This is a genomic window from Flavobacterium sp. YO64, assembly GCF_004119505.1.
GTDB classification, from domain to species: Bacteria; Bacteroidota; Bacteroidia; order Flavobacteriales; family Flavobacteriaceae; genus Flavobacterium; species Flavobacterium oncorhynchi.
The window spans coordinates 153,631-167,073 of record NZ_NRQV01000001.1 but is presented as its reverse complement, the minus strand read 5'-3'; the positions used below and the strand labels follow the sequence as shown (position 1 = coordinate 167,073).

The window sequence follows — 13,443 nt, the reverse complement described above, 5'->3', positions numbered from 1 at the left end:
GTTTTATTGGGGTATAGTTTTTTTTCGCCACGAATTACACTAATTTCCAAGTTTTTTTTTTGAGCCACAGATTACAGGATTAAAAGGATTAAAAAAATCTGTGTAAATCTTTTTAATCTGTGGCAAAAAATCTTCACAACCTGCGTAAAAGAAAAATAATTCGTGGAAATTAGTGTAATTAGCGGCAAACCTTTCCCAATTCATAAAAATCCACTCTGCAAAATGTGAAATTGTTCAAAAAAGTGAGCGATAGATTGTAATAGGCATTTTCTATGTTGTAAATTTGCATGCGTTTCATTTCTTAGAAATTTGAAATGTGTTTTTATTCAAAAATTAGTGAATTCGTGGCTATACAAACAAATTATAAAACAGCTTTACAAAATAAAATTTTCGATATTATCTCGAAAGCTTCTCAGGAACTAAATGTTGACAGTTATGTTATTGGCGGTTTTGTTAGAGATTTACTTTTAAATCGAGGTTCTAAAAAAGATATTGATGTTGTAGCTGTTGGCAGCGGAATCGAATTGGCTTTAAAAGTTTCTGAATTACTTCCTAACAAACCAAAAGTTCAGGTTTTTAAAACGTATGGAACTGCAATGTTACGTTTTGAAGATACTGATATTGAATTTGTCGGCGCTCGAAAAGAATCTTATAATTTCGACAGCCGAAATCCAATTGTAGAAAACGGAACGCTTCAGGATGACCAAAACCGTCGTGATTTTACGATCAATGCATTGGCTTTGTCTTTAAACGAAAACAATTTTGGAGATCTTTTAGACCCTTTTGACGGTTTGAAAGATTTAGAAAATAAAACGATAAAAACTCCACTGGATCCAGACATTACTTATTCTGATGATCCGCTTCGAATGCTTCGTGCAATTCGTTTTGCTACACAATTGAATTTTGAGATTGAAGAAAATTCATTGAATGCAATTACTAAAAATGCTGATCGTATTAAAATTATTTCGGGTGAGAGAATTGTTGACGAATTGAATAAAATTCTTTCGACAGATAAACCTTCAACTGGATTTTTACTTTTATACAAAACGGGACTTTTAGATTTGATTTTACCTGAACTAACGGCGCTGAATCAGGTTGAAGAAATAGAAGGTCATACACATAAAAACAACTTTTATCACACGCTTGAAGTGGTTGATAATATTTGTCCAAATACAGATGATGTCTGGCTGCGCTGGTCGGCATTATTACATGATATTGGAAAAGCGCCAACAAAACGTTTCAGCAAAAAGCAAGGCTGGACTTTTCATGGACATGAGTTTTTGGGCGGAAAAATGGCAAAGAAAATCTTTGAACGACTTCATATGCCATTGAATCATAAAATGAAATTTGTTCAAAAAATGGTTATTATGAGTTCGCGTCCAATTGTTTTGGCGCAGGATATTGTTACCGACAGTGCAGTTCGTCGTTTGGTTTTTGACGCCGGCGAAGATGTCGAAAATTTAATGACTTTATGTGAGGCTGATATTACAACCAAAAATCCATCGAAATTCAAGAAATATCATAAAAACTTTGAAATCGTTCGCAAGAAAATTGTAGAAGTGGAAGAGCGCGATCATGTTCGTAATTTTCAACCACCAATTTCAGGTGAAGAAATTATGGCAATTTTCAATTTACAGCCATCACGTGAAATTGGAGTTCTGAAAGAAGCAGTGAAAGAAGCAATTTTAGAAGGCGACATTCCGAATGAATATCAAGCAGCTTACGATTTTGTAATTAAAAGAGCCGAAAAAATGGGCTTAAAAAAAGTATAAGAATAAGTATTTTATAAAATGAAAAAAGAGAATAAATCAGTAATCATTTGGTTACTATCAGGTTGTGTTTTATTGTTTTTAATGGTTGTTGTGGGCGGAATTACCCGTTTGACAAATTCAGGTTTATCAATGACCGATTGGCATTTGGTAACCGATACTTTCCCGCCTTTAACAGATGCAAAATGGAATGAGGCTTTTGAGCAGTACAAGAAGTTTCCTGAGTATCAAAAGATCAATATTCACAATGATTTTCAGCTTTCAGATTATAAGTTTATTTATTTCTGGGAATGGTTTCACCGTTTCATCGGTCGTATTATTGGTTTAGTATTTTTTGTTCCTTTTGTTTATTTCTTAATCAAAAAGAAATTAGATACAGCAACGATCAAAAAGTGTATCGTACTTTTGGCAATGGGCGGTTTTCAAGGTTTTCTAGGATGGTTTATGGTTAGAAGCGGTTTAATTGACAATCCAGATGTAAGTCATTTTAGACTTTCACTGCATTTAACTTTTGCTTTTATAACTTTTGCTTATACACTTTGGGTAGCGCTGGATTTGATTTATCCTGAAAGAAATATCAACAAAATATTACCATTACGAACTATTGCACGTTATGCATTGGCCGCTTTATTAATTCAAATTATTTATGGCGGGTTTGTTGCTGGATTAAATGCAGGATTAATTCATAATCACTGGCCTTTAATGAGTGACGGAGAATTTATGCACGAATCAGTTCTTATTGAACAATCAAGTTTAATAAAAAATTTAATTGAGGGTAAAAGCGGCGTTCAGTTTGTACACAGAACTTTTGCTTACGTAGTAGTTGCGATTATACTTTTCCTATATTTTAGAAGTAAAAAATATACGCTTACTAATACACAATCAAACGGAATTAAAACTTTGGTGGTTTTTGTATTTATACAGTTTCTGCTAGGAGTTTTCACTTTATTATACAGTGTACCTTTGGCTTTAGGATTAATTCATCAGATTATGGCATTTTTCCTTTTAAGTGCTATGACTTTTACATTGCATCGATTGAGTAAATAAATTCGAAATATACACACAAAAAAAGCTGTCTCAAAAGGACAGCTTTTTTGCTGTATAGATTATTGACAAATTTATTCTTCGATAAACCCCAGCGGGGTAAAATATTTATAGAGGTACAATTCGATAAATAATAAAGCTCCAGAGGAGCGACATATATTAAGAATGTAGAAAAAACATGTCGCTCCTCCGGAGCTTTATATTGTAAACATTTATTCTTTGTTATAAATATTTAGCTTCTCTGAAGCTTACAAAAAAAGCTGTCCTTTTAAGACAACCTCTTTTTTGCGACATAGATTTTAATTAAATGAATTAAAATCAGCTGAATTTCTATATTTTGATTTAGATTTTATCCAAGCCAAGCTTTAAAATCTTGTACTTTTTCTCGGCTTACTATTACCTCATCTTCCTTGTAAGTTGGTAAAATAACTTTCAAACGAGAATTTGTATATACCTGAATTTCTTTAATTGCCTGCAGCGGTACAATAAATTTTCTACTTACGCGAAAGAAATCTTTTTTATCTAATTCCTGTTCTAAAATTTCTAAAGTCGAATCGATTAAGTAGTTTCGATTATCAAAGGTATGTATATAGGTTCCTTTATTTTCACTAAAAAAACATTCAATTTCTTCGGTTGTTATTACTTTTAAGTGCTGTCCTATTTTAACGGTAAATCTTTTTTTGAAACTCTTTTCAAAAGGATTTGACAGCATTTGACGTATTTGCTCAAAGTCTAGCTGCAAATTATGATTTCCCTCATCAGCTTTACGCATTCGCGCTTTATACTTTACTACTGCGGCTTCTAAATCATCTTCATCTATTGGTTTTAAAAGATAATCAATACTATTTAGTTTAAAAGCTTTCAAAGCATACTCATCATAAGCTGTTGTAAAAATTATGGCGCTTTGAATATTTATTTTTTCAAAAATCTCAAACGATAAACCATCTGATAACTGAATATCCAGAAAAATCAAATCTGGATGTTGATTATTTGTAAACCAATGAAGTGATTCTTCTACAGAATGCAGCATTGTTTTTACAGTTATGTCTAATTTTTCAAGTTTTCGCTGCAATAAACGTGCAGCTGGTTTTTCGTCTTCTATAATTAATGTGGTCATTTAATACAATACAAGGTTTAAAATATACAAGTTAAAATTACTCCCATTTTTTCTTATTCTGAGCTTCTTTTTCCATATATTTTTGGATTTTTCTATCTTCCCAATCTTTATTAAAAAAAATATCCGGGCCAAAAACAGTAAAAGCATGAATGGCTAAAGCAATCCCCCAATAAAATGCGGTTGAATAAACTTCCCAATCTCGAAAGCCTCTAATTTCAATACGATTGCCTATAAAACCATTATTCAAATTTGAAATAATGATAATAATATTTACTATAATGTAAACCTTAAGATGCGAATAAAATCCTTTTATTCTTCTTACCTTTCTATAGGCAGCGTTAAAGTTTTCATCTGTACTAAATTCATCTCCGTATTCTTCATACATACGTCTTCTAAATCGTCCCATTTTATTTTGATTTAAAAATTATTGCCATTTACTTTTATTCCATTTTTCCTTTTCCATGAACTCTTTGATTTTTCTTTCTTCCCAGTCTTTTCCTAAAGCCGGAAATACTTCAAAAACCCTTAATCCATGAAAAATTACTCCAATTCCCCACCACAACAAAGGCCAAAAAAACCATAAATATTCTGGTGATGTGTATAAATTAACGAAAATCAAAATTGCATTTACAAATATATAAGATGCCAAGTTTCCATAAAATCCTTTAATATCTCCGACTTTCTTTTTAGCCAAAAAATATCTATCCTCTTCGCTGTATTTCATTTCCATGATTACTCCCATTTTTGTTTTTTTTCTCTTTTTTCTAAAATACTTTCCATTTTACGTTTCTCCCATTTATCTCCAAAAATTTTAGCAGAGACAAATAAATCAATCGCTGAACCAAAAAATACGGTTGACCAAAGAATCATTACAACTCCATTTAAAAATTTAGTCGGAAACCCATTCAAAGGCAGTTTATAATACTCTTTTAAAACAAAAAGTACCAGCGCTATAATGTAAAAAAATGAATGAACATAAAATGATTTAAGCTTTACAACCTTTTTGCTGGCCAACTGCTGTAATTCATATTCTTCTTGATCACTATTATAATTCGTTTTCATCTTTAGTTTGAAGTTTTTTGGTTTTTCTCTTTTTCTAAAATCTCTTGAATCTTTCGTTCTTCCCATTCTTTATTAAAAAACGGCGAGTATCCAAAAACTTTCAATCCATGAAAAACCACTCCTATCCCCCAGCCTCCAATACACCAAATGAACCATAAATATTCTGGCGAAGTCACAAGGTTGATAACAACTAAAACTATGGTTACGAAAATAAAAACAGCTAAATGCTCATAAAATCCTCTAATTTCTTTTACTTTTTTTTGAGCCTGGTAATAGCGTTCTGCTTCTGTATAATTTGGCTTCATGATTATTTCCAAGTTTGCTTGTTTTTTTCTTTCTCTAAAATCTCTCTAATCTTTCTTTCCTCCCAACCTGTACTATAACCATATACCTTAAAAGCATGCATTACAACCCCAAATCCCCAGCCTAAAGCTGAAAACCAAAACCATTGAAATCCTGGTGAATATCTTAAATTAACAAAAGCTAATATTGGAATTACACAGCAATATGAAATTACATTTCCGTAAAACCCTTTTAATTCTTCTACTCTTTTTTTAGCTCTAAAATAAGCTTTAGTTTCATCGTTATAATCTGCATTTGTTTCCATAACGTTAATTTGTTTTGTTAAAATTGGAATCTTAACCGTGAAATTTTTCTCGTCTTGTTCGATCATCACATTTCTGTTGGTCACAATTGCATATCGATTTACAATATTCTGTAATCCAACTCCCTGCCTGTCCTGAAGGACTTCTTTTTTCTGAAGATCGTTTTGAATGGCTAAGTAATCTCCATCAATAAAAATTCGAATATGAAGCGGTTTTTGCTCACTTACTACATTATGTTTTACTGTATTTTCGAGTAAAAGCTGTAATGAAAGCGGAACTACTTTTGCATCCGGATTTATGTTCTCGACTGGTAATTCGTAGAATAAACTATTCTCAAAACGCATTTTCAACAGATTCATATAGGTTTTTGCAAATGATAACTCATCTTCTACAGAAACCAATTCTTTATCTTTCTGCTCTAAAACGTAGCGGTAAATTTTTGACAACGAAGTCGTAAAACGCTGTGCATTATCAGGATTCTCTTCGATCAAGGAACTTAAAACATTTAAGCTGTTAAAAAGAAAATGCGGATCGATCTGATTTTTTAAACTCTCAAATTGTGCATTTGCCGTTCCTGCAATAATTTTTTGCTGCGTTATTTCAATTTTAGAAGCTTGTTTCCATTTTACCATAAAACTTCTGGCTTGCATGAAAGTAGAAACTCCAAGTGATAAAACAATATAAAAAACGTGATTCCAAATCATTCTATCGCCAAAAAACTGATCTATAGGAAGCTTCTGAACGACAACAAAAATGATATAATTAATTCCTAACACTGCAGGAACTGTATATAAAACAGTTACTAAAATTCCGTAATATACTCTTAAATTAGTCTGCTCCAGCCAATCCCATTTTCGATCTAAGAGAACGCTTATAAAACCATTTCCAAAACCAAGTCCAAACGAATAAAGACAGCTTAAAAGAAATGTTAGTACAACATTTTTCAGATTTAAATCAGTACCTAACAGAGCGCAGAATATTACTGTAAAGATCATAGAAATCTTGAAACACACTATGGTTCCACTTTTCAAATCAGCAAATGCATTTCTATGGTCTTTCATTATAATTAACTTAATTTATTACTATTTTTTATTTACACGTTTTTTGAATTTCCAACGCTCTTTCTAAACCCCATTTAGGAGAAAAAGGCGTTTCAGGCTTAAAAGTACCAAAAAGTTCGATAGATCTGTTAACTTGTTCGCAAAGTGGTTTTGTATCAACCCCTGTCCATTTCGCTCCTCCCAACTGATAATCAGCCTCACCGAAAACAGCTCTCGGATTGTTTGGATCTAGTGCTTTAGCAGTTGCATAAGCTTCCATTACTTTAGCCGAATATTTCATTCCGTTTGTCATTGGATCAGACGCTACATAAGCTGTGTAAATTAAAGCCTGCATTACGTACAACTCCGAATTGTTTAGATCTTTTAACATTTCAGCATCAACAGCATCTTGCGCTTTTGTCAATAACAAATCAATTTTTGTTTTATCTTTTTCACTAAAAGCCGATGTCGTGTTAATTAAAGCTACATAATAATTAGGCAGATAACTATTTTTTTCGGCCGCTGCAATTCTTTCAAACAATGCCGAAGCATCCGCATTTTTTCCTTCTTTCCAAAGCCCGAAAGCTTTTGTCATTCCTTGTTCAAACTGTGTTTGTGCAGATAATAAGCTGCAGATAAATAATGTGATAATGGTAATAATCTTGGTCATGATTTCTTTTTTTTAGTTAATACGGTTCTAAATTTTTGTTGATGATTAAAACTCTTTTTTAAAGGCATCGAGATTAAGAACTTTAAAGTAACAAAGGTTTCTTTTTTATTACTACAATTTATAAAACTCTGAACCTTTGTCACTTTATGTCTTTGTCCCTTGTTAATTGTACTCCAAAAGTATGTTGGATTTTACTGTTTTAAAATTAAATGATACTGAGTTGTTGATTTTTGCTGCTGAATTGTTTCTTATTAAGATTCTGAGGTTCTGAGATGCTAAGGTTCTAAGTTTTTCTACTTAGCATCTCAGAACCTTAGTACCTTAGTACCTACAAGTTCTTCAACTGATTCTCATTTTTATTTTGGCTAATCGTCCAAAAGAAACCTAAAAAGAAAAATCGATCTGCGGTTGGCACTACGGCTTGTCTTTGATATACTCCGTTTGGATCTGGTAATTTTGCATAATCATATCCAAAAACATTCTGTGTTCCTAAAACGTTCGAAACAGAAAAATAAAGGATTTTTTGTGTTGTTAATATATAAGCCCAGTTGAAACTCAGACTATTATATGACTTTGTTTTTCCGCTCATAAATTGTGTCTGATTTGGGTCGTTATATGGACGTCCTGAACTATAATTATTTGTAAAACCTATTTGCGATTTCCAATCTGTAATAAAATATTTTGTTACTACAGATAAAGTATGATTTGCAATAAAACTTGGCACAGCCATTGTTGGAAAATTCTTGTATTGTCGCTCAGAATCAATATAAGAATACGAAATCCAATATTCTAAGTTTTTGTACAAATTACTGTCTCTCCAATATAATTCTAAACCTTTTGCATAACCTGAACCGTTATTATTGAAGACTGAATTGTATTTAATATCTTTTGTATCGTATTGAACTAAATTTCTATAATCTTTATAATAAAGATCTGCTCTAAAAATCTGTCCCGGTTTTGTAAATTGATAGTTTAAAATATAATGACTTGCTTTTTCGCTTTCAAACTGATGGTATTTTGAGTATTTAATATAATCTACAACCGGTGTCTGCGAAAAATCTCCGTAAGCAAATGAAAGCTGGCTGGTTTTTGAAAACTTGTAGGCTATTGAAGCTCTTGGCGCAATATTATTTTCATTTAATAAACTGTTGTTCGAATATCTTAAACCAACTTTCATTGCTAACCTTTTAGAAAATAAAATATCTCCTTCTGTATAAGCTGCAAAGATGTTTGAATCATATCCGTTTGTAACATCGATTGAAATATTATCATTAAAATTTTCATCGAATTTTGTAATGAAATAATCCGCTCCAAAAGATACTTTAAAGTAATTCGAAACTTTTTTACCAAACTTCAATTTCAATTGTGCCGCATTTTCATTAGCATTGATATCATTTATATCGTATTTTGTTTTGTTTTTACTGTATCCGTAGCTTATTCCTGTTGTTAACTGCCATCCAGTTCCAAAAGTTCCTTTGTAAGAAGAATTCAAATAAAAATTATTGTTATTCAAATCTGTTCTGATAGGATTCTCGAAATTGATATTTTTCTGATTCAAATCAAATTTCTCAGAATCAAAAGCGGCATAAAGCTTAAAGATTCCGTTTGTAAAATTATATCTGTAAACCGTTTCACCTCCAAGAGACTGATACGGATTATTCCAATCTACATTTTGAGGAATCACCGCTTGATATGGGGCTAAGTTTATGTAAGCCATGTTTACACTCAACGAGCTTTTTTTCATTTTTTGAGTATGTCCTAAACTCAGACCTACAGTCATTAAACCAATATCTGTTTTGTTATGATCTACCTCATCCTGTGTATTTAAAAGTAAAACACTCGATAATGCTTCGCCATATTCTGCAGAATAACCTCCAGTCGAAAAAGAAATTCCACTAAACAAAAAAGGAGAAAATCGGCTTCGAGTTGGCAAATTATTTGTTGTCGCTCCATAAGGCTGCGCAACTCTAATTCCGTCTACAAAAGTCTGTGTTTCGTTTGCTTCTCCACCACGAACGAACAAACGCCCGTCTTCACCCACAGATTGTGTTCCTGGTAAAGTCTGCAAAGCCGCAATTATATTTCCAGCTGAACCAGCTGTTGTTACAATATCTAAAGGTTTTAAAACCGAAACTCTCGCTTTATCTCCAGATTCTAAAGTTCCTGCTGTGATTACAACAGCATCAAGTGTATTTATATTTTCTCTAAGTTTAACCGTTTGCTCTTTATAATTAGTAACATCAATTTCTTTCTTGTAGGTTTCAAAAAGCAAAAAACTCACTACAAGAAATTGATTTCCAGTCGCACTTGTTTCAAAAGAAAACTCACCCGCTGCAGAACTTGTTGCTCCATCGTATGTTCCGTCTAGGTAAATATTAGCGCCTTGAACCGGTCTTCCTTTTTGGTCAAGCACTTTTCCAGAAATCGTATTTTGAGCGAAAATAAAAATAGTAAAAAGTAAAAACGTAATTGTAAAAAATAACTTGGTTTTCATAACATTGGTTTTTGTTGAAGCAAATGTATTTTAACATTCAGCGTTAAAAAATATATAATAACTGAACTGTAGAAATTTATGACTGAGTTGTAATTTACTTTATTTGTATATTAGCTTTGAATTGCAAAACTATCAATTATGTCAGAAAGCAAGAGAATTTCAAATCTATATCAATCCATTTATAATGGAAATCCATGGCTGGAGGTTACTTTAGCACGTACTTTAGAAAATGTAAGTGCTGAACAGGCTTATAAGAAAACAAATCCTAATTTAAACACGATTTGGGAAATTGTAAATCACCTGATACAATGGAGAAGAAACATTTTAAAACGCGTTCAGGGAGAAACGATCATCACGCCGGATCATAATTATTTTGTTCCCGTTTTAGATCCGTCTGAAGCCGCTTGGGAGCAGTCACTTCAAAATTTGGCTAAATCACAAGAATCATGGAATTCCTTTTTTGAAGATTTCGACGATGCTGATCTGGCAAAAATATATGCGGCGAACAATCACACGTTCTACGAACATATACACGGCATAATTCAGCATGATGTTTATCATTTAGGGCAGATTGTTATTTTGAAAAAACTTCTTTAAAAATAGTGTTATGAAAAACTCTTTCTTTTTATTCGCTTTCTTACTAATAAATGTAATTGGATTCGCTCAGGAAACGGAAGTTAAATTTGATGAAAATTTAGCCAAATCGTTGAAAGCAGATGAATATGGAATGAAAAAATATGTTTTCTGTTTATTGAAATCTGGAACAAACCAAACGGCTTCAAAAGAAGAAACCAAAAAACTGTTTGAGGGTCATATGGCAAATATCAACAAACTAGCCAAAGAAGGAAAACTGGTTGTTGCCGGTCCTTTTATGAAAAATGATCGAAATTATCGCGGTATTTATATTTTTAATGTAGAAACTGTTGACGAAGCAAAAGCTCTTGTTGCAACAGATCCTGCCATAAAAGCCAATTTGCTTGAAGCTGAATTAACGCCATGGTATTCGAGTGCGGCTTTGCAGGAAACAGTAAAAATTCACGAAAAAATTGCCAAGACAAAAATGTAATCTCTTTATATGAAAACAGAAAAAGAAAAAATGATTGCGGGAGAATATTACTTACCAGGAGATCCTGTTTTAGTAAAAGACCGCCGAAAAGCAAAAATCTTATTGCATACATTGAATGTAAAAGAATACCGTTTGACCAAAAAAGCAAAAGAAATTTTAAAAGAGTTAATTCCTAATTCTGGCAGTAATTTTTATATCGAACCTCCTTTTCATTGCGATTATGGATACAACATAACTTGTGGTGACAATGTTTATTTCAATGTTAATTGTGTCGTTCTTGATAGTTGTCCAGTAAATATTGGATCAAATGTTTTTTTCGCACCAAATGTTCAAATCTACACAGCAACTCATCCGCTTGATGCAGAATTGAGAAAATCTTTAGAAAATGCAGAGCCAATTACAATTGGCGACGATTGCTGGATTGGCGGAAACTCTGTTATTTGTCCCGGTGTAACAATTGGTAAAGGCTGTGTTATTGGCGCGGGATCTGTTGTTGCAAAAGATATTCCTGATAATTCTCTTGCAGTTGGAAATCCTGCTAAAGTAATTCGAAAATTAAATCAAGAACCTCAACAAAAAAACTAATGCTTACCTTAAACAAAATCCATCATATTGCCATTTTATGCTCGGATTATCAAAAATCTAAAATTTTTTATACCGAAGTTTTAGGACTTACTATTATTAGAGAAATCTATCGCGAAGAACGCCAATCATACAAACTTGATTTGGCATTAAATGGCATTTATGTAGTGGAATTATTCTCTTTTCCAAATCCGCCGCAGCGTCCATCGAGACCAGAGGCAGTTGGTTTACGACACTTGGCATTTGAAGTAATTAATTTAGAAGAAACTATTGCTTTCTTAACTTCAAAAAACATAGAAGCAGAACCTATCAGAATAGATGAAACAACTGAAAAACGTTTTACTTTTATTGCTGATCCTGATTTATTGCCAATTGAGTTTTATGAGAGATAGAAACTAAGGTTCAAAGGTACAGAGCCTCAAAGGAACAAAGGTTCTTCTCATTTTTTTTATTTTATAGAACGGCTTGAAATAGGAATCTTTGAACCTTTGCTACTTTGTACCTTTGCCCCTAAACAAGCGATATACAAAGAAAAACACACTGAAAGAATTTTCTTGTTTATATACATTTTAACACACTATATTGAAGATTTTCTATTAAAAACCGATTTTGATGCTTAATTTTGTAATCCGCATAAAAAAGCTGCGACTTACTTCTGATGAACAAAACGGCGAAAATCAAAAAAAATCATCAATTTATTAAATTCCGAAAATTAGTTATTGTATCTGTTTTAATTGGCTTTCTATCAGCCTTTTTAGGAATTTCACTTAAAAAAATCACTGAATATTACGAGGAAATCTTCTTTCATGAAGTTTCGGTTCATCCAATATTCTATATTATTTTTCCAGTTTTCGGATTGTCTGTAATTTATTTCCTGAGACAATATCTCTTTAAGAAAAAAGAAAATAAAGGAATCAAAGAAGTTTTTGAAAGTACAAAAACTAAAAAGAATCTTCCTTCTTATAAAATTCCATCACATTTTATAAACGGATTAATAACTGTTATTTTCGGCGGATCAACAGGAATAGAGGTTTCTACAGTTGTAGCTACAGCGACAATTGGATCTGTTGCTCATGAAAAAGAAAATGTCTTCCGTCAATACAAAACGGAATTAATTTGCGCAGGTGTCGCAGCTGGTGTTACTGCTCTTTTCAGCAGTCCAATTGCAGGAATTCTGTTTGCTTTTGAAGTTATTTCAAGAAAAGTAACACGTGCATTTATTATTTCAAATGTAATTGCTGTTTCTATTGCATTTGGTTTACTTTCAATTTTAAAAGAAGAACCTTTATTTGCCGTTTCTATTACAACTTGGCATCTAAAAGCGATTCCGTATTTTATTCTTTTAGGAATTTTAGCCGGAATGAATTCTGTGTATTTAACACGATGTGTATTGTTTTTTAAATCTCAATTTGGAAAAATAGGTACGCATTATTATAAAATCCTTATTGGCTCTGTGGTTTTAAGCATTTCATTATTTGCTTTCCCTCAATTGTATGGAGAAGGCTATCATGCCATAAAAGGTATTTTTGGAAACTCGGCAGAAATCCCTTTAACCCTGACATTAGCTTTAACATTTATTGGTATTTTAATTCTTAAACCAATCGTTACCTCTATCACATTGGCTTCTGGCGGAGACGGTGGCGTTTTTGCACCAAGTCTTTTTATCGGTGCCTTTTTAGGATTATTGCTTGCATCGGTTTTAAACACCTTTTTCAATCTGCATGTAATTCCAGTAAACTTTATGATTATTGGTATGGCTGCGGTATTAAGCGCAAGTATTCATGCCCCTTTTACAGCAATATTTTTAGTATGCGGTTTAACAAACGATTATACGTTGTTTTTACCAATTCTTGTAGTGTGTCTAATTTCTAAATACACCGCAAAAATGATTTATCCTCATACTGTTTATACTTATGCCCCAAGTTTAACAAAATAACAATCCAGAAACCAACTCACAAATCTCACAGATTTAAATACTAATCTTTAACCCTTTC

15 protein-coding genes are annotated in these 13,443 nt (G+C 32.3%); 7 read left to right on the top strand and 8 right to left on the bottom strand.

Translation table 11 applies throughout. The features are described from left to right. Positions 1 to 314: 314 nt before the first annotated feature. Entirely contained in the window at positions 315 to 1,772 is a 1,458-nt protein-coding gene (locus tag BOW57_RS00800) for a CCA tRNA nucleotidyltransferase (protein WP_129024270.1), read from the top strand. Positions 1,773 to 1,790: 18 nt separating this feature from the next. Further along, complete coding sequence (locus tag BOW57_RS00795; protein ID WP_089056190.1) at positions 1,791 to 2,816, top strand: COX15/CtaA family protein; 1,026 nt, start codon at positions 1,791 to 1,793, stop codon at positions 2,814 to 2,816. 346 nt (positions 2,817 to 3,162) lie between these two features. Here the strand turns inward: BOW57_RS00795 and BOW57_RS00790 are convergent, their stop codons facing one another. The 8 genes from BOW57_RS00790 to BOW57_RS00755 all read right to left on the bottom strand — a co-directional run bounded on the left by BOW57_RS00790 (position 3,163) and on the right by BOW57_RS00755 (position 9,801). Further along, entirely contained in the window at positions 3,163 to 3,930 is a 768-nt protein-coding gene (locus tag BOW57_RS00790; protein ID WP_129052695.1) for a LytTR family DNA-binding domain-containing protein, read from the bottom strand. 37 nt (positions 3,931 to 3,967) lie between these two features. Beyond that, complete coding sequence (locus BOW57_RS00785; protein WP_089052985.1) at positions 3,968 to 4,336, bottom strand: 2TM domain-containing protein; 369 nt, start codon at positions 4,334 to 4,336, stop codon at positions 3,968 to 3,970. An 18-nt stretch (positions 4,337 to 4,354) separates the two neighbouring features. Further along, entirely contained in the window at positions 4,355 to 4,672 is a 318-nt protein-coding gene (locus tag BOW57_RS00780) for a 2TM domain-containing protein (RefSeq protein ID WP_129052694.1), read from the bottom strand. Then, positions 4,663 to 4,992 carry a 2TM domain-containing protein gene (locus BOW57_RS00775; protein ID WP_129052693.1) on the bottom strand — a complete coding sequence of 110 codons (330 nt, stop codon included), beginning with the start codon at positions 4,990 to 4,992 and terminating at the stop codon, positions 4,663 to 4,665. Before BOW57_RS00775 ends, BOW57_RS00780 begins: the two co-directional genes overlap by 10 nt. 2 nt (positions 4,993 to 4,994) lie before the next feature. Next, positions 4,995 to 5,297 (bottom strand): 2TM domain-containing protein, encoded by a 303-nt coding sequence (locus BOW57_RS00770; protein ID WP_129052692.1) that lies wholly within the window; start codon positions 5,295 to 5,297, stop codon positions 4,995 to 4,997. A gap of 2 nt (positions 5,298 to 5,299) precedes the next feature. Continuing rightward, complete coding sequence (locus BOW57_RS00765; RefSeq protein ID WP_129052691.1) at positions 5,300 to 6,658, bottom strand: histidine kinase; 1,359 nt, start codon at positions 6,656 to 6,658, stop codon at positions 5,300 to 5,302. Positions 6,659 to 6,686: 28 nt separating this feature from the next. Continuing rightward, complete coding sequence (locus BOW57_RS00760) at positions 6,687 to 7,307, bottom strand: hypothetical protein (RefSeq protein ID WP_129024263.1); 621 nt, start codon at positions 7,305 to 7,307, stop codon at positions 6,687 to 6,689. A 328-nt stretch (positions 7,308 to 7,635) separates the two neighbouring features. After that, complete coding sequence (locus tag BOW57_RS00755; protein WP_129052690.1) at positions 7,636 to 9,801, bottom strand: TonB-dependent receptor; 2,166 nt, start codon at positions 9,799 to 9,801, stop codon at positions 7,636 to 7,638. Positions 9,802 to 9,939: 138 nt separating this feature from the next. Here BOW57_RS00755 and BOW57_RS00750 point away from each other — a divergent pair, with 138 nt between their 5' ends. From BOW57_RS00750 to BOW57_RS00730, 5 genes are all read left to right on the top strand, one after another. Continuing rightward, positions 9,940 to 10,398, top strand: coding sequence for a DinB family protein (locus tag BOW57_RS00750; RefSeq protein WP_089052978.1), 459 nt, complete (start codon positions 9,940 to 9,942; stop codon positions 10,396 to 10,398). A 10-nt stretch (positions 10,399 to 10,408) separates the two neighbouring features. Next, positions 10,409 to 10,867: a YciI family protein gene (locus tag BOW57_RS00745; RefSeq protein ID WP_129052689.1), complete on the top strand. Its 459-nt coding sequence runs from the start codon at positions 10,409 to 10,411 to the stop codon at positions 10,865 to 10,867. 9 nt (positions 10,868 to 10,876) lie between these two features. Then, positions 10,877 to 11,452 carry a sugar O-acetyltransferase gene (locus BOW57_RS00740; RefSeq protein ID WP_089052976.1) on the top strand — a complete coding sequence of 192 codons (576 nt, stop codon included), beginning with the start codon at positions 10,877 to 10,879 and terminating at the stop codon, positions 11,450 to 11,452. Further along, positions 11,452 to 11,841, top strand: a complete 390-nt coding sequence (locus tag BOW57_RS00735) for a VOC family protein (protein ID WP_129052688.1) — start codon at positions 11,452 to 11,454, stop codon at positions 11,839 to 11,841. The genes BOW57_RS00740 and BOW57_RS00735 overlap by 1 nt, the downstream gene beginning before the upstream one ends. Before the next feature lie 266 nt (positions 11,842 to 12,107). Next, positions 12,108 to 13,385: a chloride channel protein gene (locus BOW57_RS00730; RefSeq protein WP_129052687.1), complete on the top strand. Its 1,278-nt coding sequence runs from the start codon at positions 12,108 to 12,110 to the stop codon at positions 13,383 to 13,385. Positions 13,386 to 13,443: the final 58 nt, after the last annotated feature.